The 21,351-nt window shown below is 66.4% G+C and carries 17 protein-coding genes; 7 read left to right on the top strand and 10 right to left on the bottom strand.

Translation table 11 applies throughout. The annotated features are described in order from the left end of the window. Nucleotides 1–64: 64 nt before the first annotated feature. Complete coding sequence (locus tag ACQZF9_RS11160; protein ID WP_428313303.1) at nucleotides 65–814, bottom strand: SDR family oxidoreductase; 750 nt, start codon at nucleotides 812–814, stop codon at nucleotides 65–67. A gap of 133 nt (nucleotides 815–947) precedes the next feature. Between ACQZF9_RS11160 and ACQZF9_RS11155 the strand changes: the two genes are divergently transcribed. Next, nucleotides 948–1,457 (top strand): M48 metallopeptidase family protein, encoded by a 510-nt coding sequence (locus ACQZF9_RS11155; protein WP_428313302.1) that lies wholly within the window; start codon nucleotides 948–950, stop codon nucleotides 1,455–1,457. A 75-nt stretch (nucleotides 1,458–1,532) separates the two neighbouring features. Here ACQZF9_RS11155 and ACQZF9_RS11150 read toward each other — a convergent pair whose 3' ends face one another. The 5 genes from ACQZF9_RS11150 to ACQZF9_RS11130 all read right to left on the bottom strand — a co-directional run bounded on the left by ACQZF9_RS11150 (nucleotide 1,533) and on the right by ACQZF9_RS11130 (nucleotide 9,030). Continuing rightward, on the bottom strand, nucleotides 1,533–3,005 hold the full coding sequence (locus tag ACQZF9_RS11150) for a flavin-containing monooxygenase (protein WP_428313301.1): 1,473 nt from the start codon (nucleotides 3,003–3,005) through the stop codon (nucleotides 1,533–1,535). 21 nt (nucleotides 3,006–3,026) lie between these two features. Next, complete coding sequence (locus tag ACQZF9_RS11145; RefSeq protein ID WP_428313300.1) at nucleotides 3,027–3,968, bottom strand: alpha/beta fold hydrolase; 942 nt, start codon at nucleotides 3,966–3,968, stop codon at nucleotides 3,027–3,029. 236 nt (nucleotides 3,969–4,204) lie between these two features. Continuing rightward, entirely contained in the window at nucleotides 4,205–6,337 is a 2,133-nt protein-coding gene (locus ACQZF9_RS11140) for a molybdopterin-dependent oxidoreductase (protein WP_428313299.1), read from the bottom strand. Nucleotides 6,338–6,409: 72 nt separating this feature from the next. After that, nucleotides 6,410–6,790, bottom strand: a complete 381-nt coding sequence (gene crcB / locus ACQZF9_RS11135) for a fluoride efflux transporter CrcB (protein WP_428313298.1) — start codon at nucleotides 6,788–6,790, stop codon at nucleotides 6,410–6,412. A gap of 92 nt (nucleotides 6,791–6,882) precedes the next feature. Next, entirely contained in the window at nucleotides 6,883–9,030 is a 2,148-nt protein-coding gene (locus tag ACQZF9_RS11130) for a glycoside hydrolase family 3 N-terminal domain-containing protein (RefSeq protein WP_428313297.1), read from the bottom strand. Between the two features lie 279 nt (nucleotides 9,031–9,309). Between ACQZF9_RS11130 and ACQZF9_RS11125 the strand changes: the two genes are divergently transcribed. The 5 genes from ACQZF9_RS11125 (at nucleotide 9,310) to ACQZF9_RS11105 (ending at nucleotide 16,402) form a co-directional block, all read left to right on the top strand. Further along, nucleotides 9,310–10,596 carry a glucoamylase family protein gene (locus ACQZF9_RS11125; RefSeq protein ID WP_428313296.1) on the top strand — a complete coding sequence of 429 codons (1,287 nt, stop codon included), beginning with the start codon at nucleotides 9,310–9,312 and terminating at the stop codon, nucleotides 10,594–10,596. Then, nucleotides 10,596–11,933, top strand: a complete 1,338-nt coding sequence (locus tag ACQZF9_RS11120; RefSeq protein WP_428313295.1) for a glycoside hydrolase family 15 protein — start codon at nucleotides 10,596–10,598, stop codon at nucleotides 11,931–11,933. The genes ACQZF9_RS11125 and ACQZF9_RS11120 overlap by 1 nt, the downstream gene beginning before the upstream one ends. Beyond that, complete coding sequence (locus ACQZF9_RS11115; protein ID WP_428313294.1) at nucleotides 11,930–13,714, top strand: ABC transporter ATP-binding protein/permease; 1,785 nt, start codon at nucleotides 11,930–11,932, stop codon at nucleotides 13,712–13,714. Before ACQZF9_RS11120 ends, ACQZF9_RS11115 begins: the two co-directional genes overlap by 4 nt. Continuing rightward, on the top strand, nucleotides 13,711–16,005 hold the full coding sequence (locus tag ACQZF9_RS11110) for a CocE/NonD family hydrolase (protein ID WP_428313293.1): 2,295 nt from the start codon (nucleotides 13,711–13,713) through the stop codon (nucleotides 16,003–16,005). Before ACQZF9_RS11115 ends, ACQZF9_RS11110 begins: the two co-directional genes overlap by 4 nt. Nucleotides 16,006–16,198: 193 nt before the next feature. Then, a complete protein-coding gene (locus ACQZF9_RS11105; protein ID WP_428313292.1) occupies nucleotides 16,199–16,402 on the top strand; it encodes a DUF3606 domain-containing protein in 204 nt (67 codons plus the stop codon). Between the two features lie 8 nt (nucleotides 16,403–16,410). On the opposite strand, the gene ACQZF9_RS11100 is transcribed toward ACQZF9_RS11105, so the two are convergent. Genes ACQZF9_RS11100 through ACQZF9_RS11085 form a run of 4 tightly spaced genes read right to left on the bottom strand, consistent with a single transcriptional unit; the run spans nucleotide 16,411 to nucleotide 20,774 of the window. Continuing rightward, entirely contained in the window at nucleotides 16,411–17,814 is a 1,404-nt protein-coding gene (locus tag ACQZF9_RS11100; protein ID WP_428313291.1) for a TAXI family TRAP transporter solute-binding subunit, read from the bottom strand. 9 nt (nucleotides 17,815–17,823) lie between these two features. Then, nucleotides 17,824–19,068 (bottom strand): NADH:flavin oxidoreductase/NADH oxidase family protein, encoded by a 1,245-nt coding sequence (locus ACQZF9_RS11095; protein WP_428313414.1) that lies wholly within the window; start codon nucleotides 19,066–19,068, stop codon nucleotides 17,824–17,826. Between the two features lie 60 nt (nucleotides 19,069–19,128). Beyond that, on the bottom strand, nucleotides 19,129–19,926 hold the full coding sequence (locus ACQZF9_RS11090; RefSeq protein ID WP_428313290.1) for an HAD family hydrolase: 798 nt from the start codon (nucleotides 19,924–19,926) through the stop codon (nucleotides 19,129–19,131). A 59-nt stretch (nucleotides 19,927–19,985) separates the two neighbouring features. Further along, nucleotides 19,986–20,774 (bottom strand): transporter, encoded by a 789-nt coding sequence (locus ACQZF9_RS11085; protein WP_428313289.1) that lies wholly within the window; start codon nucleotides 20,772–20,774, stop codon nucleotides 19,986–19,988. A gap of 412 nt (nucleotides 20,775–21,186) precedes the next feature. On the opposite strand from ACQZF9_RS11085, the gene ACQZF9_RS11080 reads away from it, so the two are divergent. Beyond that, on the top strand, nucleotides 21,187–21,348 hold the full coding sequence (locus ACQZF9_RS11080; protein ID WP_428313288.1) for a hypothetical protein: 162 nt from the start codon (nucleotides 21,187–21,189) through the stop codon (nucleotides 21,346–21,348). Nucleotides 21,349–21,351 lie beyond the last annotated feature (3 nt).

Genomic DNA, 21,351 nt, shown 5'->3' with positions numbered 1-21,351 from the left:
CCTGCTGGAGCGGCCGCGCGCTGCGGACATGGCGCCGGTTTCGCATCCGGGCCGCCTGCCGGCTCTACAGCTGGCTCATACCGCCGTCGGCGATGATTTCGGTGCCGACGATGAACGCCGACTCCGGCGAGGCCAGGTGCAGCACGGTCGCGGCGATCTCCTGCGGCGTGCCGAAACGGCCCAGCGGAATCTGGCTCTGGATCTGCCCGGCGGTGGCTTCCAGTGTCTTGGCATCGAGGCCGAGCTTGCCGTACAGCGGCGTGCGCACCGGCCCGGGGCTGAGCACGTTGACTCGTGCGCCCTGCGCCAGCAACTCGGCCGACAGCGTCTTGGCCAGCGAAATCAGCGCCGCCTTGCTCGCCGCGTAGACCGAGGAATGGGGCATGCCGATATGCGCGTTGATCGAGCCGTTGAGAATGATCGAGGCGCCGGGATTCAGCAGCGGCTGCAGCGCCTGGATCTGGAAGAACGCGCCCTTGACGTTGCTGTTGAACGTCAGGTCCCACAGGGCTTCGTCGACTTCGCCGAGCGACGCGAACCTGGCGAGGCCGGCATTGATGAACACCGCATCGAGCCGGATGCCGGCGTCGGCGATGCCACGGCCGAGTGCCCTGGCGTCGGCGAGGCTGCCGCTGTCCAGCCGTAGCGCCAGCGTATCGCCGCCGATCTGCGCCCTGGCTTGTTCCAGGGCGTCGGCGTCGCGGCCGGTGATGATCACGCGGGCGCCTTCGGCGGCGAAGGCCTGGGCGGCGGCGAGGCCGATGCCGCTGCTGCCGCCGGTGACCAGGACAGCCTTGTTGGCGAATCTGTTCATGAGCCTTTTCTCCGATGTGTCGCGGCGGCTGCCGTGTGCCCACATAGTGACGCGGCCTGCCGCGTTTGCCGTTCCAGCCGGGCGATGGAGTCGTTCGAAGGCTTCGAACGAGGCGCGGTATAGTGCATCGGCCATGTCCGTGCTCCGCTACTTCAACGCCTACCCCGCCGCGACCCAGGCACAGGTGCGTGAGTTGATCGAGAACGGGCGACTCGACGACTACCTGCAGCGGCGTTATCCGCAGCGCCACGACATCCGCAGCGACCGCGCCTTGTACGACTACACCATCGAACTCAAGCAGCAGTACCTGCGCAGCTCGGCTGCGCTGCACAAGGTGGTTTACCAGAACAAGATGGACGTGTTGCGCAACGTGCTCGGCCTGCACACGACGATCTCGCGAGTGCAGGGCGGCAGGCTCAAGTCCAAGCAGGAAATCCGCATCGCGTCGCTGTTCAAGGAGGCGCCGCCGGAGTTTCTGGAGATGGTGGTCGTGCACGAACTCGCACATCTGAAAGAGTCCGACCACAACAAGTCCTTCTACCAGCTGTGCTGTCACATGCTGCCGGATTACCACCAGGTCGAGTTCGATCTGCGGCTGTATCTGGCGCAGCAGGAGTTGCTCGGCGACAAACAGCCTTTGTAGGAGCGGACCCTGTCCGCGACTGTGCCGGTGGGGCATCAGTCGCGGACAGGGTCCGCTGCTACAGGTGCAGCAGGATCAGGCCGCCTTGCTGAACTCCATGACCCCGTCATTGACCCGCGTGTACTTCATCAGCGCCAGGTCCATCACGTAGTTCTGGTGCACCAGCCACGGCGCTTTCGAGCCCTGGCGCGGCACCAGGCCCTGGGCGCGCAACAGATACCCCGACTGCAGGGTTTTCATCGGCTCGCTGCCCAGCGCGCGGTCGAGCTGGCGCGGCGTGCACTGGGTGATGCCGTTGCGATCCATGTGCTTCAGCAGCCGGCACACGTACTGCGCGGTCAGGTCGCACTTCAAGGTCCACGAGGCGTTGGTGTAGCCGAAAGCGAAGGCCATGTTCGGCACGTCGCTGAGCATCATGCCCTTGTAGATCAGGTGATCGGCGAGCTTCACCGGCTGCTCGTCGACGAGCATCTGCATGCCGCCCATCAGCTTGATGTTCAGGCCGGTGGCGGTGACGACGACGTCCGCATCCAACATCTGGCCCGAACGCAGCTGGATGCCGCCCGCTACGAAGCGCTCGATGTGATCGGTGACGATCGCCGCCTGGCCCGAGCGCAGCACCTTGAACAGATCGCCATTGGGCACCAGGCAGACGCGTTGATCCCAGGGCTTGTAGCTGGGCGAAAAATGCGTGTCGACATCGATCGCCGGCGCCAGCTGGCGGCGCAGCAGCGACAGGATTTTCTGCTTGGTGACTTCGGGTTTGCGTTGCGCGTACTGGTAGAAAAAGATGCTCATGCCGACGTTCTTCCAGCGTGTCAGCTTGTCGGCAACGCGATTCGGCAGCCGGTCGCGCATCCAGTTGGCGATCTTGTCCTTGGCTGGCATCGAGACGATGTACGTAGGCGAACGCTGCAGCATGGTCACCTGCGCGCCCTGCCTGGCCAGCGACGGGATCAGCGTGACCGCAGTAGCGCCGCTGCCGATCACGACGACTTTCTTGCCGCCGAAATCCTGGCCTTCCGGCCACTGCTGCGGGTGGACCAGCTGGCCGCGGAAATCATCCAGGCCGGCGAAATCCGGCGTGAAGCCCTTGTCGTAGTCGTAGTAGCCGCAACACAGCGACAAGAACGAGCAAGTCAGCTCGAACGCCGTGCCGCCGGCCTCGCCTTCGACGGTCCAGCGCGCGTCCTGCGACGACCAAGCCGCGCGGGTGATGCGATGGCCGTAGCGGATTTTCTTGTCGATGCCGAACTCGGTCGCGGTATCGACGATGTACTGGCGTATCGACTCGCCCGAGGCGATCGAAATGTCGGCGCGCCAGGGGCGGAAAGGAAAGCCCAGCGTGTACATGTCCGAATCCGAACGAATGCCGGGATAGCGGAACAGATCCCAGGTACCGCCGATCGCGCCGCGGGCTTCGAGGATCGCGTAGTGCTTGTCCGGGCATTCGCTCTGCAGGCGATAGGCGGCGTCGATGCCGGACAGGCCGGCGCCGACGATCAGCACGTCGAAGTGTTCGAGATTGGAAGGCGGGCGTTTTTTCATGTCGACGAAATGAGCCTTGTTTTAGGTGCTGCTTTGTTTTTTTGCGGCGCGTTTCAGATTGGCCAGCACCAGCTCCAGCAGCTTCGGCACCAGGGCTTCCGGCAGGTCGTGGCCCATGCCGTCGATCAGTTCGAGCTTGGCCCCGGGAATCAGCTTGGCCGAGCGCAGGCCGCTGGCCAGACGCACCATCGGATCCTGGATGCCGTGGATGATCGCGGTCGGCGCGGTAACTTTCGGCAGCAGCTTTTCGATGCTGCCGGTGGCGAGGATCGCATGGGTCTGGCGCAGGATGCCGCCGGGGCGGAAGGCGCGATCGAAGTCGCGGCCGGCCATGCGGCGCATCTCGTCTTCGCTGGTCGGATAGCCGGGGCTGGCGAGCAGCTTGCGCATGACCACGCCGCGCGCGACGGTGGCCTCGCGCGACAGGTCGGCGCGCTTGCCGAACATCAGGCGCGTGATCGCGAAGACCGGCCCCGGGCTCCAAGGATGATTACTGCCGGACATGATCGAATTCAGGCTGAGCACGCGCTGCGGCGCGGTGCCGGCGACGACCTGCGCAATCATGCCGCCCATCGAGGTGCCGGCCAGATGCGCGCGCGGCAGCTTCAGCGCGTCCATCAGCGCGAGCACGTCGGCGGCCATGTCCTGCAGCGTGTAGTCGGCGACGATGGGCAGGCGCAGGCGGTTGCGCAGGATGCTGCGCATCATGTCGAACTTGATGCCGCGCTTGGCCTCGCCGGACAGGCCGGCGTCGCGGTTGTCGAAGCGCAGCACGCGATAGCCGGCGGCGAGCAGGCCGTTGCAGAACGACTCCGGCCAGTCGGTCAGCTGCCGCGACAGGCCGGCGATCAGGATCACGGGCTCGGCGGATTCCGGGCCGGCCATCTCCCAGTAGATTTCGACGCCGTTGCACAGCGTGCGGCCGCTGCTCCATAGCGCGGCGGGCGCGGATGCGTCTGACATGGTGTAGCCCTTTATTCGAATGGATTGCTGGCAGGACCGCGGCGCAGTATCGGCCAGCGCCTGGCGGCGAGCATTATCCGTGAAGCCGGGGGGTGCTGGCCGCGATGTTCACCCCTCTCCCTCCGGGAGAGGGGCAGGGGTGAGGGAGTCTCCGACACAACGGAAGCGGGTTTGCGCTTGCAAGGCCATCACCCGGCGCTGTCGCGCCACCTTCTCCCGGTGGGAGAGGGCAAGACCTAAGCCGCCTCGACTTCCACCGCCACGCCGTTGAGCGCCGCATTGCCCGACACATCCAGCTCCAGCTCGTCGGTCAGATCGTTGGCGCTGGCGCCGGGCTGGCGCTGCGCGTTGTCCATGCGGATGCCGGCGCGGTCGTGGCCCCAGCCGTGCGGCAGCGACACCACGCCGGGCATCATCTGCTCGCTGGAAGCGACTTCGACGACGATCTCGCCGGTACGCGAGCGCACGCGCACCTTGCTGCCATCGATCAGCGCGCGCGACAGCAGGTCCTGCGGATGCATCAGCAGCTGGTGGCGCGCCGGGCCCTTGGTCAGACGCGTGCTGTTGTGCATCCACGAGTTGTTGCTGCGCACGTGGCGACGGCCGATCAGCTTCAGCTCGCCGGTCACGCTGCTGGCGGCTTGCGCGAGTTCAGCGTGATAGCGCCGCAGCTCGGCCAGCATTTCCGGCGGCGCGCAGCGGATGCGCTTGTCGCCATGCACCAGTCGCTGCGGCAGGCTCGGTTCCAGTGCGCCGAGGTCGATGCCATGCGGCGCCGCGCGCAGCGCCTTCATGCTCAGCTTCAACGGATGGCCCTGCATCGCGCCGTAGGGGCCGGATTGCAGGCCCATGTCGATGATCTGGTCGGGTCGCATCGCCGGCCGAGGTTTATTGCCCAGGCGTGCCGCGACTCTTTCGCCGAGCTGCGTGAAAATCTCCCAGTCGTGCAGCGCGCCTTCGCTCCTGTCGAAAGCCGGCGGCGACCAGCGCGTGGTGTTGCGCACCGCGAACACATGAAAGATCAGGTCGTACTGGTCGTGCTGCATGGCCGGCGTCGGCGGCAGGATCACGTCGGCGTGGCGCGTGGTCTCGTTCAAGTACAGATCGATCGACACCATGAACTCCAGCGAGTCCAGCGCGCGGTCGAGCTGGCGGCCGTTGGGCGTCGACATCACCGGATTGCCGGCATTGGTCACCAGCGCCCGCACCTGGCCCTGGCCCGGCGTCAGGATTTCTTCGGCCAGCGCGGCGACGGGCAATTCGCCGCCAAATTCCGGCAGGCCGCGCACGCGGCTGCCCCAGCGGCCGAAGCTGCCGGGCTTGCCGGCGGCGCCGCCGACCAGATCCACCGCCGGCCTGGTGAACAGCATGCCGCCGACCCGATCCAGATTGCCGGTGACGATGTTGATCACCTGGATCAGCCACTGGCACAAGCTGCCGTGACGCTGCGTCGACACGCCCATGCGGCCGTACATCGCGGCGCCGTCGGCGGCGGCGAATTCGCGCGCCAGGCGACGCGTCGTCGCGCTGGCTATGCCGCTTTGCGCGGCGAGCGTGTCGAGATCGAAAGCGGCGAGGGCGTCGGGCAGCTGCTCGAGTCCGTCGCTGAATGCAGCGAGGCGGCCGGGCCGCGACAGCTGCTCGTCGAACAGCGTTTTGAGGAAGGCGAGCAGGAAGGCCGCATCGCCGCCGGGACGCACCGCGTGATGCTCGTCGGCGACCTCGGCGGTTTCGCTGCGCCGCGGATCGAGCACCACCATCTTGCCGCCGCGCGCCTGCAGCGCCTTCAGCCGTGCGCGGAAATCCGGCACCGTCATCAGGCTGCCGTTGCTGGCCATCGGGTTGGCGCCGAGCACGAAGAAATATTGCGTGCGGTCGATATCGGCGATCGGCACCAGCAGCTGATGCCCGTACATCCAGTAGACCATCAGCTGGTGCGGCAGCTGGTCGACCGAGGTCGCGCTGTAGCGGTTCCTGGTTTTGAAATGGGCGAGAAAATGCGAGGAATGCGTCATCGAGCCGTAGTTGTGCACGGTCGGATTGCCGAGATAGCTGGCGATCGCGTCGGCGCCATTCTCGTTGTGAATCTGCACCAGGCGATCGGCGACCAGGTCCAGCGCCTCGTCCCAGCTGGCCTGGCGGAAGCCGCCGCCGGCTTCGCGAATCAGCGGATGGCGCAGCCGGTCGCTGTCTTCAAAGATGTCCTTCAGCGCGACCGCTTTCGGGCAGATGTGGCCGCGCGACAGCGGGTCGGCGTCGTCGCCGCGAATGCTGAGGATTTCTCCGTCACGCACGCGAAATTCCAGCCCGCAGATCGCTTCACACAGATTGCAGGCGCCGTAGTGCAGGCGCTCCGGCTGCTCGTTCATTGTTTTTTTCTCCTTTTCCGCAGACGCCCAGCATCGCCGCGCAGGGCGGCGGCGTCCACTGCCCGATGCGGCTCAGCGCTGCAGCGCGGTCACCAGGGCAATGCCGATGAAGGTCATCAGCAGCGAGCCGAACAGATGCGTGCCCACGGTCGCCGCGGCCCAGCCGATGCGGCCGTCCTGCAGCATCAGCACGACTTCGGCCGAGAACGCCGAAAACGTGGTGAAGCCGCCGCAAAAGCCGGTGATCACCAGCAGCCGCCAGGCCGGATCGAGCGTCGGCATCTTCGCGAAGAACGCGACCGCGATGCCGATGATCAGGCCGCCGACCAGGTTGACCAGCAAGGTGCCGAGCGGCAGGTTCGGGTACAGCGCATTGAACTTCAGTCCGGCCAGATAGCGCAGCACGCAACCGATCGAGCCACCGAGGATGACGGCGAGCAGGGATTTGGTCATGGGCGTGGATCGGGGGACGTGAAACCGGAGTTTAGGGCGGGTCGTGACCCGCCGTCTTTTCCCGAAGGCACAACGACGGGTCGCGAGCCGCCCTACCTCAGCTGCAGGCTCGTCGCCAGCAACTGAGAGCGATCCGCGCACGGCCCGACCAGCACCTCGACTTCGCCGGCCTCGAACACCGGCTTCAGGTCGATGCCGAGGAAGCGCAGCTCGGAGGCGGCGAGTGTCAGCGTGACCGTGCCGGATTCGCCCGGTTTCAGCGTGATCTTGCCGAAGCCGCGCAGTTCCAGCAGCGGCCGCGCGACGCTGGCGACCTTGTCGTGGGTGAACAGGAAAACGGTTTCGGTCGCAGCGTGCTTGCCGCTGTTGGTCAGGTCGACGGTCACCGTGATCGCATCGGCCTCGCGCGCGCTGTCCGCACTGATCCGCAGATTGCGGTACGCGAACTCGCCGTAAGTCAGCCCGTGCCCGAACGGATACAGCGGCGTATTCGCCACGTCCAGGTACTTGCTGGTGAAGAAATCGTCCGGATTCATCGGCCGGCCGCTGTTGCGCTGGCCGAAGAAGATCGGCACCTGGCCCAGAGCGCGCGGCCAGCTCATCGGCGTGCGGCCGCTCGGCGACACCGCGCCCTTGACCACGTCGGCGATCGCATTGCCGGCCTCGGTGCCGAGGAACCAGCAGGCCAGCAGCGCATCGGCTTTTTCGGCGAGCTGCGGAATCACCAGCGGCCGGCCGGAGAACAGCACGACGATCACCGGCACGCCGCGCTCGCGCGCGTATTCGAACACCGCCTCGGCCAGCGCCAGCTGCGAGCCGGGCAGCTGCGGATACGCGCGGCTCGCGGCTTCTCCGCTCATCGCGGTGGCTTCGCCCAGGCACAGCAGCACCGCGTCGGTGTCGTTGCACAGCTTCAGCGCGGCGGCGATGTCGCTGTGGTCGGCGCTGTCGATGCCGGTGCCGGCGGCGTGGCGGATCTCGGTGTCGGGAAAGCCCTTGCGGATGCCTTCGAGCACGCCGACATGCGGCTCCTTCTCGCCGGCGCCCCACCAGCAGCCGCGCATTTCCGGGCCGGCATCGGCCAGCGGGCCGATCACGCTGAGGCGCTTGATCTGCGGAGACAGCGGCAGCGTGTCGCGCTCGTTCTTCATCATCGTGATCGCCTGTGCGCCGATCTTGCGCGCGAGCTGGCGGCGTTCGGCGAAGGCCTGCTCGGTCTGCGGCGTTGCGCCGCGGCGATAGGGATCGTCGAACAGGCCGAGGTCTTCTTTCAGCTTCAGCACGCGGCGCACGCAGACGTCGATGTCGTCCATCGTCACCGTGCCGCGCTCCAGCGCGACCGGTAAGCCCTTGCGATAGCCGTCGGCCATCATGTCGATGTCGACGCCGGCTTTCAGCGCCAGCGCGGCCGCGTCGGCGAGGTCGGCGGCGACGCCGTGGCGGATCAGCTCACCGATCGCGTTGTAGTCGCTGACCAGTACGCCGTCGAAGCCGAGCCGGTCGCGCAGATAGTCCTTCAGCAAGGCCTTGTGCGCGGTCATCGGAATGCCGGCCAGGTCGGTGAACGCCGGCATGATCGTCGCGACGCCGGCCTCGACCGCGGCCTCGAACGGCGGCAGATGCACCTCATGCAGCGTGCGCTCGGAAATGTCCACGGACGCGTACTCGCGGCCGGCAGTGACCGGGCCGTAGGCGCAGAAATGCTTGGCACAGGCGGCGACCGCATCGGCCTTGCTCAGATCGCTGCCCTGGAAGCCGCGCACTTTCGCCCGCGCCATGCGCGTCGCCAGCCAGCCGTCCTCGCCCGAACCTTCGGCGGTGCGGCCCCAGCGCAGGTCGCGCGATACGTCGAGCATCGGCGCAAACGTCATCGCCAGGCCGTCGGCGGCGCCTTCGATCGCGGCTTCGCGCGCGGTCAGCTCCCAGGCGGCTTCGTCGAACAGCGCGGCCTCGGCCAGCGGAATCGGGAACAGCGTCTTGTGGCCGTGAATGATGTCCAGGCCGATCAGCAGCGGAATGCCGAGCCGCGTGTGCTCGATCGCCAGCTTCTGCATCTCGCGGGTCGGGCCGGGGCCGACCATGTTCAGCAGATTGCCGATGGTGCCGTCCTTGATCGACTCGGTGGAATCTCCGGCGATGATCGGCCCGGTCACGGCGTAGCTCGAGGCGGTCATCGTCAGCTGGCCGAGTTTTTCGGCCAGGGTCATTTCGCTCATCAGTTTGTCGATGCGGCTGCTCATGCGATCCGGTCCCGGGTGTGCGTTGCCCGCATGATAGGTGTCTGGCGCGGATTCGTCAGACAGCCTGGATTCATCGCGGGTATGCAGCACGCGGCTACTCGCAAATGCATTTCCCCTCTCCCTTCCGGGAGAGCGGCAGGGGTGAGGGACTCGCAGCTCAGCGCGGACTTCGAGTCCCTCATCCGTCCCTGCGGGACACCTTCTCCCGGAGGGAGAAGGGAACAATGCGGCGCAATGTGCCAAGCTTTGAAACATTCAAGAACCAACAGGAGACGATGGATGCCAACAGCGGACACGCGCAGCCCCGCCGAACTCGCCGCTTTGCCGGACGAGCTGCTGATCGACGCGGTGCAGCGCCAGACTTTCCGCTTCTTCTGGGAAGGCGCGCATCCGGTCAGCGGCCTGGCGCCGGACCGGCGCACGACGAGGGACGAGCCGGTCGACGACCTGGTCGCGATCGGTGGCAGCGGCTTCGGCGTGATGGCGATCATCGTCGCGGTCGAGCGCGGCTGGGTCACGCGCATCGAGGCGGTCACGCGCATCAACCAAAGTCTCGACGTGCTGTGCAAGGCGCGCTGCTACCACGGTACCTATCCGCATTTCATGAACGGCCTGACCGGTGAGACGATTCCGTTCGGCCGCAAGGACGATGCCGGCGACCTGGTCGAAACCGCCTTGCTGATGCAGGGCCTGCTGTGCGCGCGCCAGTATTTTCAGCAGGAAACGCCGGGCGAAGCCTCGATCCGCAATCGCATCACCCAGCTATGGGAAGAAGTCGAGTGGGACTGGTACACCCAGGGCGGGCGCAAGCTGCTGTACTGGCACTGGAGCCCGTACAACGGCTGGGCGATGGATCACGAGATCCACGGCTGGAACGAGTGCCTGACGACCTACCTGCTGGCGGCCTCGTCGCCGCGTTATCCGGTCAGCGCCGAGGTCTACCATCGTGGCTACGCCGCAGGGCGCGACTTCATCAACGGCAAGTCCTACTACGGCATCGAGCTGCCGCTGGGCCAGCCCTACGGCGGACCGCTGTTCTTCGCGCATTACTCGTTCTGCACGCTCGATCCCCACGGGCTCAGGGACCGCTACGCGAACTACTGGGAACTGAACCTCGCGCACGTGAAGATCAATCACGCGCACTGCGTCGCCAACCCGAAAAAGTTCAAGGGCTACAGCGCCGAGTGCTGGGGCCTGACCGCCAGCGACGATGCCTTCGGCTATGGCGCGCATGCACCGGACAACGACAACGGCACGATCTCGCCGACCGCGGCGCTGTCCAGCCTGCCGTATGCGCCCCGCGAGGTGATGGCCGCGCTACGGCACTTCCTGACCGAGCACGGCGACAGGCTATGGAAGCGCTACGGCTTCGTCGACGCGTTCAGCGTGCACCACAACTGGGCCGCCGATACTTTCCTGGCGATCGACCAGGGGCCGATCGTGGTGATGATGGAGAACTACCGGACCGGGCTGATGTGGAAGCTGTTCATGAGCATCCCGGAAATTCAGGGCGGCCTGCGCAAGCTCGGCTTCAGCAGCCCGTATCTCGACGACAAGGCCGCTTGATGGTTTCATCACCCGATGGGCTCGAGCAATGGATGGCTCGCGAGTATCGTTATGCGGCGCGGGCGATGCAGAAGAGCATTTCCGCCACCGACATCGTCAAGACACGGCCGGGTTTCGGCACGACGATACGCGCGGCGAAAGGCTCGATCATCGCCTCGCCGGTGCTGGCGTCCTACGATCCCGACCCGGACTACTTCTTCCACTGGTTCCGCGATTCGGCGGTGGTCATCGACGCGCTGCGGCTGTTGCTGGAGGCGGGCGAGGTCGGCGTCGAGGCGAAGCAGACGTTCGCCGATTTCCTCGGCTTCGGTCTGTCGCTGCGTCAGCTCGACGGCGGCGAGCGCGTCGCGGATAAAACCTGGCGCAGCAGGGCGGCGCCGGACTTCGTCAAGTTTCTGCGCGACGATGCCGATCTGGCCGGCGCGCGCGGCGAGTTCGTCGTCGCCGAAACCCGCGTCAATCCCGATGGCACGCTCGACATCAGCAAGTGGGCGCGGCCGCAACACGACGGTCCGCCGCTGCGCGCGCTGGCCATGCTCGGCTGGGCGCGCAGTCAGCAGTTCGATGAACCGACGACGGCGCAGTTGAACGAGCTGCTGCGCGCGGATCTGGCATTCACACACCAGCACTGGCATGCCGCGTCCTACGACATCTGGGAAGAAGACAAGGGCCTGCATTACTACACCCTGCGCGTGTCGGCGGCGGCGCTGGACCAGGGCGCGGACTGGCTCGCCGGGCAGGGCGAGGCGGAGCTGGCGCAGGCCTATCGCAGCGAGGGCGAGGCGATCGGCAAGGTGCTCGACGGCTTCTGGCTGGACGACGATGGCTACTATCGCTCGCGCATTCTGGAAGGCGGCGCGCGCTCGCAAAAAGACCTGGATATCGCGGTGATCCTGTCGGCAATCCATGCCGGCGGCGAGGGTGATGCGCACACCGTGCACGATCCGCGCATGCAGGCGACCCTGGCGCATCTGGAAGCGCTGTTCGACGAGAAGTATCCGATCAACCATCGCCGCGGCGACGCGCTCGGCCCGGCGATGGGCCGCTACGACGGCGACGTCTACTACTCCGGCGGCGCCTATTTCTTCTCGACCCTCGGCGCCTGCGAATTCTGCTATCGCGCCGCACTCGGCAACGGGGACGCGGACGACTGGATCGCGCGCGGCGACGCCTATCTGGCGACGGTCAGAAAGTACACGGCGGACAGCGGCGACCTGTCCGAACAGTTCGATCAGAAAACCGGCGAGCAGACCTCGGCGCGGCATCTGGCCTGGAGTTATGCGGCCTTCATTTCGACCGTCGCCGCACGTCGCGCCGCGCTGGCGCAACGCCGATGAGCGACGCCGCGCCGCCGACCGTGCCCAGTCCGGCCGCTGCCAAGGCGATGCTGGCTCAGGCCGGTCTGTTGAAGCAGATCGGCCAGCTGCTCGGCGCGGTGCGCGCATCGGCGGTCGGCACGCGGCTGATGCAGCTGGCCGGCTGCATCCTCGTCGCGGTGCTCGCCACCGCTTATTGCCAGGTGCGCTTCAATGCCTGGAACAAGGCGTTTTTCGACGCGCTGTCGCGCCGCGATTTCAAGGACTTCATCTACCAGCTCGGCGTGTTCGCGGTGATCGTCGCCTGCCTGATGATTCTCGACGTGACCCAGCGCTGGCTGCGCGAGACCATGAAGGTAAAGCTGCGCGAAGGCCTGGTGCGCGATCTGACCGGCCGCTGGATGATGCCGCGCCGCGCGTTCTGGCTCGCCAATGCCGGCGAAATGGGCGTGAATCCCGATCAGCGCATGACCGACGACACCACGGTGCTGTGCAACCTGTCGATCGATCTGGTCATGGGTCTGCTGCAGGCGACGATCCTGTTCATCAGCTTCGCCGGCATTCTGTGGGTGCTGTCCGAGGATTTCAGTTTCCGCGTCGGCGATTCCGACTACGCGGTGCCGGGCTTCATGCTGTGGGCCGCGATCCTGTATGCCGGTTTCGGCTCGCTGCTGAGTTATGTCGTCGGCCGCAGCCTGGTCGCGCGCAGCGCCAATCGCTATGCGCGCGAGGCCGATTTGCGTTTCACGCTGGTGCGCATCAACGAGCATCTCGACGGCATTTCGCTGGCCGCGGGCGAGGCCGACGAGCGGCGTCGCATCGAGGCGTCGTTGAGCGAAGTCATGGGCGCGATGAACCGCCTGGTGCTCGGCTGGACCAACCTGACCTGGGTCACCGCCGGCTTCGGCTGGATCACGCAGGCCGCGCCGATCCTGGTCGCCGCGCCGCTGTTTTTCTCCGGCAAGATTTCACTCGGCGGCCTGGTTGCCGCCGCTGCGGCGTTCACGCAGGCGCAGGCGGCGCTGCGCTGGTTCGTCGACAACTTCAGCGTGATCGCCGACTGGCGTGCGACGCTGATTCGGGTCTCCGGTTTTCGCCAGGCGCTGATCGCCAACGAAGACCAGCTCGATTTCGGCAGCCGCATCACCTACAAGCAGAACAGCGATGAGCGCCTGACGCTGTCGAATCTGCATCTGGAATCGCCGGCCGGCCGCGACATGCTGCAGGAGCCGCATGCGGAGATCGCCGCCGGCGAGCGCGTGCTGATCGTCGCCGACGCCGGCACCGGCAAGACCCTGCTGTTCCGCGCGCTGGCCGGTCTGTGGCCCTGGGGCTCGGGCGAAATCGCCAATCCGGCCGCTTCGCCGATCTATTACATGCCGCGCGGCACGCCCTATCTGCCGACCGGCAGCTTGCGCGAAATCCTGGCGTACCCGACGGCGGTTTCGGCCCATGACGAGGCCGCGTTTGCCGCCGCTCTGGCGCGGCTGGATCTGGAGCGCCTGGTGCCGATGCTCGACGCCTCCAAGCGCTGGGATCGCGAGCTGAGCCAGGACGAGCAGATGAGCCTGGCGTTCGCGCGCATCGTGCTGCAGGCGCCGCGCTGGGTGCTGATCGACGACGCCTTCGGCTCGCTCGACAACGACACCTTGAGCCGGGTCGTGGACCTGTTCGACAAGGAGCTGGCGCAGACCACGCTGGTTCACATCGGCAGCGCGGTACAGGGCCATGAGGCGATGTTCGGCCAGACGCTGCACCTGGTAAAAGACGCGGCAGCACCGCGCGCGGCGGGCTCGCCATGAGCGCGCTGCGTCGGCTGTGCTTGCTCATGCTGCTGGCGCTGATCGCGCCGGCTCATGCGCAGAACCAGAACCAGAATTTCGATTTCAAGACGCCGGCCAGCGTCGGCGATGCGGCGACTCCCGCGGCGATGCGCGATCTGGCCGAGCGTATCCTGCCGGTGTATCAGGACGCCGATATCGAGCGTTATCTGGCGACGCTGTCGGTGCTGCAGATCGCCGCCGGCAACTACATCGCGGCCAACGACACGCGCGAGACGCTGAGCAACCGGCGTCGCGCGATCGACGCCGGCCGCGCGCCGGGCCGCGGCCTGCTGATCGATCTGTACGCGCATGCCAAGGCGATTGAAACCGGCGACGCGGTGCCGTTCGCGCAGGCGTTCGCCGAGTCCTTCCGCGAGGTCGTGCCCAAGCTCGGCGACCGCGACGCCTATACGGTGACATCCTGGATGCGCGGATCACAGGCGCTTTATCAGGACGCGCTGCAAAAAGCATTCGATCGTCAGCGCAGCAGGACCTCGCTGAACACCGCCGAGGGCATCGAGCTGATCCGCAACTGGCTGTCGTACGCGGCGTATCGCAGCTTCGGCCCGCTGGCCGATACGCTCGCGGCCGAGGACGAGGCGCAGCGCTACATCGTCGAGGAGAAAGTGCCGATCAGGGGCGCCGGTGGCGCGCGGCTTTATGCGCGCGTGGTCAGGCCGAAGAAGCTCGGCAAGCCGCTGCCGGCGCTGCTCGAGTTCACCATCTTCGTCACCGAGGACGACGCCAAGGCGGCTGCAAGCCACGGCTACGTCGGCGTCGTCGCCTACGCGCGCGGCAAGAATGTGCCGGACGATGTAATGGCGCTGAAGAAGGCCGGCGCCGGTAGCGCCTTCGTGCCGTTCGCGCACGACGGCGAAGACGCACGTGCGGTGATCAAGTGGATCGTCGCGCAGCCCTGGAGCGATGGCAGGGTCGGCATGATCGGCGCCGGCTACAGCGGCTTCGCCGCCTGGGCTGCGGCGAAGAAGCTGCCGGCGGCGCTGAAGGCGATCGCGACTTCGGACGCGATGGCGCCGGGCATCAGCTTCCCCAACGAAGGCCGCGTGTTCAAGAACTCGGCGCTGCGCTGGGCCTACACCAACATCGTCGGCGTCGACGACATCAGCCGCGACGAGGCGCGCTGGGCGGCGCTGGATCAACGCTGGTTCGCCAGCGGCAGGATGTATCGCGAGCTGGATCGCGTCGCCCGGCTGAAAAACCCGGCGCCGGGGCATGTGTTCCGCACCTGGCTGACGCATCCGAGCTTTGATCGCTGGTGGCAGAAGTACGTGCCGTTCCGCCAGCAGTTCGCCAGCATCGACATCCCGGTGCTGTCCACCGCCGGCTATTACGGCAGCGGCGCCGTGGGCGCGCTGTACTACTTCGGCGAGCAGCTGCGCTACAAGCCCGACGCCAACCACACGCTGCTGCTCGGCCCTTACGATCACACGACATCGCTGTCGCGGCCGGCCGGTGTGCTGCGCGGCTATTCAGTCGACAACGCCGCTCTGCTGGATCTTCGCGAGCTGCGCCTGGACTGGTTCGACTACGTGCTCAAGGGCGCGGGCCGGCCGGCGATGCTGAAGGACCGCGTCAATTACCAGGTGATGGGCGCCAACGAGTGGAAGCACGCGGCGACGATCGCGGCGATGGCCAATGCCAGCCTGAAGCTGTACTTCGACAGCGCCGACAGCGGCGGCCGCCTGCGACTGAGCGCGGCCAGGCCCGCCGACGCGCCGCTGATCGAGCAGACCGTCAAGCTGGCCGACCGCAGCGCGCCGGCCTTGCCGGGCAACGATATCCTCGCGCGAAAACTGCAGATCAACGACGCGCTGCTGTTCGTCGGCGAGCCGCTGAAAGCGGCGACCGAAATCAGCGGCCTGCTGTCGGGCGAGCTGGACTTCGTGATGAATCGCCAGGATCTGGATCTGAACGTGACGCTGTACGAGCTGACCGCGGCCGGCGACTACCTGCAGCTCGCCGATCCTTACGAGTTTCGCGCCAGCTACGCGCAGGACCCGGCGCTGCGTCATCTGCTGCGCGCCGGCGAGCGCCAGCAGCTGAAGTTCCGCAGCGAGCAGATCGCCAGCCGTCGGCTGGCGGCGGGCAGCCGCATCGTCTTCGTGCTCGGCATCAACAAACGCGCCGATCGCGAGATCAACTACGGCGCCGGCGGCAATGTCAGCGAGGAAACCATAGCGGCGGCCAAGCCGCCTCTGCGGATACGCTGGTATACGGGGAGCTTTATCGAGTTGCCGGTTAGGCGATAACGGCACCGGTAGGAGCGGCCCTGGCCGCGACCGTGCCGGTGAAGCCTGAATCGCGGCCAAGGCCGCTCCTACAGGTGAAGACGCAGACCGGTCTAAGCGCCGCCTAAGCCCACGACGTCGAATAGCGCCATCGGGCATGCCGGTATTCAGCCGTCGCACCTAGCATGAAATTTCACGGTGCGAGGAGCGCAACATGTCGGACGAGCCCAGCAGTCGCGGCAGCCAGGACCGGCGCCGCATCAACGTCAACCAGGACTTCGAGCTGCGTTACTGGTCGCATGCGCTCGGTGTCAGCGCAGCGGCGATTCGCGCCGCGGTCAAGGCTGTCGGGCCGATCGCATCGGACGTCAGGCGCGAGCTCGGACTGGTGCCGCGACGCATCGGCACTCAGGCCTGAGTGCTACGCTAGGCAGGCTCGCCGGCGACCGGCTGCGCCACGCCGCTGCCGCCGTTCTGCGCGAGGTTCTCGCGCACGAAGCGGATATGCCGGCGCAGCACGTAGATCTGGTCCGCAAATGCGCCCGGCGTCTTGAAGCTGATGATGCCCTTCTCGATCTCGTCCAGTCGTGCCAGCAAGGTCGCCCGCTGCTCGGGCGTCAGCGGCTGTAGCGCGGCGCGTTCCAGCGTCATCAGCTCGCCGTAACGCTTGTAGATGCGCCGGTTGATGCGCCAGCCATACAGGTTGGGCGCATAGCGCAGGCCGGGAATCAACACCACCAGGATCGGCACCAGAATGACCGCGGCGCGGCTGACCAGGCTCGCCAGCCAGAACGGCAGATAGCGATACGCCACGCCCTTGCCGGATTTGTAATAGCGCGCGGCATCGGCGCCGATCGGATAATCGTGCGGCAGCGGCGATGGAAACGCGCCGGGGTCGGCCAGCAAAGTGCCCTTGCCGTGAATTTCGTGGGCCGCCTCGACCAGCAGATCCGACAGTGCCGGATGCAGGTCGGAATGCGCCAGCAGTTCCACCGACGGCGCCATCAGCGTCAGCGACTGCGCCGGCAGATTTTCGCCGAGATCGAAAGTGCCGGCCGGCAATTGCAGCTTGCTCAGATAGCGGAAGCGCCGCTCGTAGGCGTCACCCTGGACGAAGTCGAACAAGCGGATCTGGTCAGCGTGCATCAGCTCGCGCAGCGTGCCGATGCCGGCGGAGTCACCGGACAGGAAGATCGCGTCGATCTGTTTGGCCAGCAGCGCCTGGCGCGCGTTTTCGCCTTCCAGATCCAGCAGCGTGGTCTTGCCGCCGGGCTCGATGCCATTGGCCTTCAGCAGCGCCAGTGCCAGAAAGCGCGTGCCGGTACCTTCGCCGCCGATGGCGATGCGCTTGCCCTCGAAATCCGACAGCCGCGCCAGCGGCTTGGCGCTGCGATAGAACACTGTCAGCGGTTGCGGGAACATGCTGCCCAGCGAAATCAGGTCGCCGGTATAGGCCTCGGTGGTGACGCCGGACTGGACCATCGCGATATCGACGCCGCTGTCCGGGTCGCTGAGCTTGTTCAAATTGTCCAGCGAGCCGCGCGAGGCGACGATGCGGATTTCGACGCCGTTGCGCGCGAGGATGGTCTTGTAGCGCTCGGCGATCAGCCGGAAATTGCTGCCCTCGGCACCGCCGGCCATGACCAGGTGGCCCGGAGGCGCGGGGCGGATGAAATGCAGCGTCGCGGCAATCGCCAGCGCGCTGATCGCCACGATCGGCAGCAGGGTCGCGAACAGGTCGCGCCACGAAGTCTGCTGCACGCGCAGCAGCTGCCGTCGCCATTTGGCGATGTCTTTCCTGGTCTGCGGCGGCGTTGCGGTGTCGGTCATGGCGCGATCTCAGGCGCGCAGTCGTCGCGTCTTGAACGTATGCCAGCCGTTCTCGATCATGCCGACGGCGAAGGACTTGAGCCCGGATTCTTTCGGCTGCGGCTCGCGGCCGTCGCCGATGCGGCGCAGCTGGCGCGAGTACCAGGCGACTTCCATCAGCGCCATGCGATCGACCAGGCCGATGCCGGTGCTGATCGGCTTGATCTGATGCTGCGGGTCTTCACCGCGCAGCAGCCGCGCCGGCAGCTCGGGCTCGATCGCCAGCAGCCGCGCCAGGCCGACCAGGTCGATCGCACCGCTGTTCAGTGCCGCATTCATGCCGGCGACGCTGCGGAAGCCGCCGGTCAGCATCAGCGGTACTCGGCTGGCGGCACGCACTTTCTCGGCGAACTCGATGAAGTAGGCCTCGCGCGCGACCGTGCTGGCCTTGGCATCGCGGCCGGTCATCGCCGGCGCCTCGTAAGTGCCGCCGGAAATTTCGATCAGGTCGATACCGCCGTCGACCAGCGCGGCTATCGTCGCCAGCGACTCTTCCTCGGTGAAACCGCCGCGCTGAAAATCCGCCGAGTTCAGCTTGATGCCGACAGGGAAGTCGGCGCCGACCTGGCGACGCATCTCGGCCAGCACCGCCAGCACGAAACGCTGGCGGTTTTCGATGCTGCCGCCCCAGCGATCCTTGCGCTGATTGTGATGCGGCGACAGGAACTGGCTGACCAGATAGCCATGCGCGCCGTGAATCTGCACGCCGCTGAAACCCGCCAGCTTGGCGATGCGCGCGGTGTTGCCGAAGCGCGTGATCAGTTCTTCGATTTCCGCATCGGCGAGTTCCCGCGGCGTGTCGAAGAACGCCGCCATATCCTTGCGGAACGGGATCGCCGACGGCGCCACGTTCTCGCGGTTCAGGCCCTTGGGCGACTGCTTGCCGGGATGATTGATCTGCATCCACAACTGCGTGCCGCCACGCGTGCCGGCCTGGGCCCAGCGGCGCAGCGCGGGCAGGTCGGCTTCGTTTTCGACCGCGACATTGCCGGGCTCGCCGAGCGCGCGCCGGTCGATCATCACGTTGCCGGTGATGCACAGGCCGATGCCGCCTTCGGCCCAGCGCGCATACAGCCGCTCCAGCCGCGGCGTCACGCGATTGTCCATCGTGCCGAGAGCTTCGCTCATGGCCGACTTGGCCAGGCGATTGGGGATGGTCGCGCCGCAGGGCAGGCGCAAAGACTGTGCAAGCAAGGCAAGCTCCGGAGAAAGAATTCCCCTAGTGTAGCCGCCGTGGCCCGGCCGCGACCCGGGTTGCAGCCGTGCCAGGCTGCCTCACATGAGCTGCCGGACGAGACTCAGCAACTCCGGCAGCCTGGCGATCACGCTGTCCGGCTGGTGCGGGTAGTGCGCGGTGCCGGGGAAGATCTTGGCGATCCAGTCGGCGTCCCAGCCGACGCCGTTGTAGAAGATCGTGCTGACGCCGGCGTTGCTGCCGGACACGATGTCGGCGACGCTGTCGCCAACGTACCAGCAGCTGGCGTCGGCGGGCAGCGCCAGCTCGTCCAGCGCTTTCAGGATCAGGTCGGGGAAGGGCTTGCGCCGCGCCACGTCGTCGCCGCAGACGATGGTGTCGAACAGCTCGTGCCAGCCGGTGCTGTCGATGGTGTAGACCTCGTGCGCGGTGAAGCGGCGCGCCCGGTTGGTCAGCACGCCGAGCTTCAAACCCAGGCCGCGCAGTGCCAGCAGATGCGCGCGCGCATCGGCCTCCATCGGCTTGACGATGCCGAAATGGCGCTCGTAACTGCGGTCGAATTCGCGATGCGCGATCTTCTTGGCTTCTTCGTCCTCGCCGAACAGCAGTTCGAAAATATCGGTGCGCGAAATGCGTCGCTGCGAGGTGATCTTGGGGTGCAGGCTGTGATTCTCGCGCACGTAGCGCACCAGCTTTTCGTCTTCGACCGTCTTGGACTTTCCCGGAGGCACCAGGCGCTCGATCAGGCCCAGCGGCGCCAGCCGCGGCATCACTTCGTCCAACGCGTAGTACATCGCGTCCATGGTGTCGGCCAGCGTCGCGTGCCAGTCGAACAGGATCACTTTGGGCCGTGCCCGCTGCAGCTGCAGCATGCTCATCGTCGGTGTCCTCGCGCGCTGTTGTTTTGTTTTTGATGACCGCGATGATCGCGCTTTCCTCAATCGCCCGACGCGCCGAAATACACCGATACGCCGAAGCCGGTCTGCAGGTCGGTGCTTTTGTCGGTCAGCCCGAAGTCGGCGTAGAGGTCGAGCTGCACTCGGGGCAGCAGCATCCAGGTGAAACCGCCACCGCCGACGTAGTCGTCATCCCCGGCGTGGGTGAAACTCGCGCCGGCTTCGATGAAGGCGCCCAGGCTGTCGCTGAGCTCGAACGACATGTCGGACGCCAGCGTCAGGGTGTTGCGATCGTCGAGGCGATCGAGGTTGGCGTACAAGGACAGCGCCTGCTGATCGCTCAAGGCGAACGTCGCGGTGCTTCCCAGCGACACGGTCGGCTTGCCGCCGCTGAACTCGCGGTCGCCTGTCGGGAACAGCACGCTGCCGAGAACCGCCAGCGAGCGTTGCCCGTTGTTGCCGGGCAGGCCGAGCTTGACAGCCAGACCGGTATCGCCGCTGCCGTCGAAATGCTCGCTGCCGCTGCTGTCGTGGGTATCGAGCCGGTTGTACAGCGAGGTGATCAGCTGCAACTCGGCATGCTCGCCGACACCGACACGCACGACGCTGTCGAACGCGCTTTCGGTGCTGCGCAGTCCGGCGCCGGAGTCGTAACTCAGATCGGGCAGGCCCTGCTCGAAGGCGATGCCGCCGACCGGGATCGTGCTGGTCGGGAACGAAATGCCGGGACGGTCGAACTCCGGTGTTTCGGCCAGCGCGCATGACGCGCTGCCGAGCAGAGCAACGCCGATCCATGCTGTCGACCAACCGCCTGCTGCCTGCCTGCGCATCGTGGTTCTCCCCGGCGTCGGTGGTGTGCTGCCGTTGCGCGCCCGCCAGGAAAATAGCCGCATCGCGGTCGCAATGAAACATTTCTTTACTTGGCGCGCCGCGTGTCGCTGCAGAGGGCGCGGGCATAATCTGCGGGGCATCCGGGTACCCGTCGACACGAGCTTCGTTAACGACTCGACCGTGGGCTACTGTGGGCTATTAGCAGGGCTCTACCGTGGTCTATGATCCGGCCACTCAAATAGTCCTAAGTTTGCTCGATCTGCCGAGCCAGTAGCGACGAAGGTCTCAGCCGCAACGCGCTTGAGACCGGGTCGTCTTCCAGCGGTGACGGATCGGCCACATGGTCGCACGCGCGGTCCGGTTTTCTGCGGATCGCGCGGCGGATGGACCATAACGATGGAAGGAAGACCGATGTCCAAGTTCAGGATCGCGAGCAGCAATCCGGAGCCCGAGGACGCGCCCGTCAGCAGCGCGGCCGTCGCGGCGATCCAACTCAGCGCCAGGGCCAGACTCGACGCGATCAAGCGCGCGATCGAAGCACGCCGCCTGCAGAAGCGCGCGCGCAGCCGCTGAGGT

The organism is Hydrocarboniphaga sp., from assembly GCF_965279055.1.
In the GTDB taxonomy this organism is placed as follows: domain Bacteria; phylum Pseudomonadota; class Gammaproteobacteria; order Nevskiales; family Nevskiaceae; genus Hydrocarboniphaga.
Note: the sequence above shows the minus strand (reverse complement) of the source record. Positions and strands in the feature narration are given on the sequence as shown.

What these genes read in the sequence shown, in the direction of transcription:
- ACQZF9_RS11160 (WP_428313303.1), bottom strand. Translation starts at nt 814, where the DNA reads ATGAACAGATTCGCCAACAAGGCTGTCCTGGTCACCGGCGGCAGCAGC.
- ACQZF9_RS11155 (WP_428313302.1), top strand. Translation starts at nt 948, where the DNA reads ATGTCCGTGCTCCGCTACTTCAACGCCTACCCCGCCGCGACCCAGGCA.
- ACQZF9_RS11150 (WP_428313301.1), bottom strand. Translation starts at nt 3,005, where the DNA reads ATGAAAAAACGCCCGCCTTCCAATCTCGAACACTTCGACGTGCTGATC.
- ACQZF9_RS11145 (WP_428313300.1), bottom strand. Translation starts at nt 3,968, where the DNA reads ATGTCAGACGCATCCGCGCCCGCCGCGCTATGGAGCAGCGGCCGCACG.
- ACQZF9_RS11140 (WP_428313299.1), bottom strand. Translation starts at nt 6,337, where the DNA reads ATGAACGAGCAGCCGGAGCGCCTGCACTACGGCGCCTGCAATCTGTGT.
- crcB (WP_428313298.1), bottom strand. Translation starts at nt 6,790, where the DNA reads ATGACCAAATCCCTGCTCGCCGTCATCCTCGGTGGCTCGATCGGTTGC.
- ACQZF9_RS11130 (WP_428313297.1), bottom strand. Translation starts at nt 9,030, where the DNA reads ATGAGCAGCCGCATCGACAAACTGATGAGCGAAATGACCCTGGCCGAA.
- ACQZF9_RS11125 (WP_428313296.1), top strand. Translation starts at nt 9,310, where the DNA reads ATGCCAACAGCGGACACGCGCAGCCCCGCCGAACTCGCCGCTTTGCCG.
- ACQZF9_RS11120 (WP_428313295.1), top strand. Translation starts at nt 10,596, where the DNA reads ATGGTTTCATCACCCGATGGGCTCGAGCAATGGATGGCTCGCGAGTAT.
- ACQZF9_RS11115 (WP_428313294.1), top strand. Translation starts at nt 11,930, where the DNA reads ATGAGCGACGCCGCGCCGCCGACCGTGCCCAGTCCGGCCGCTGCCAAG.
- ACQZF9_RS11110 (WP_428313293.1), top strand. Translation starts at nt 13,711, where the DNA reads ATGAGCGCGCTGCGTCGGCTGTGCTTGCTCATGCTGCTGGCGCTGATC.
- ACQZF9_RS11105 (WP_428313292.1), top strand. Translation starts at nt 16,199, where the DNA reads ATGTCGGACGAGCCCAGCAGTCGCGGCAGCCAGGACCGGCGCCGCATC.
- ACQZF9_RS11100 (WP_428313291.1), bottom strand. Translation starts at nt 17,814, where the DNA reads ATGACCGACACCGCAACGCCGCCGCAGACCAGGAAAGACATCGCCAAA.
- ACQZF9_RS11090 (WP_428313290.1), bottom strand. Translation starts at nt 19,926, where the DNA reads ATGAGCATGCTGCAGCTGCAGCGGGCACGGCCCAAAGTGATCCTGTTC.
- ACQZF9_RS11085 (WP_428313289.1), bottom strand. Translation starts at nt 20,774, where the DNA reads ATGCGCAGGCAGGCAGCAGGCGGTTGGTCGACAGCATGGATCGGCGTT.
- ACQZF9_RS11080 (WP_428313288.1), top strand. Translation starts at nt 21,187, where the DNA reads ATGTCCAAGTTCAGGATCGCGAGCAGCAATCCGGAGCCCGAGGACGCG.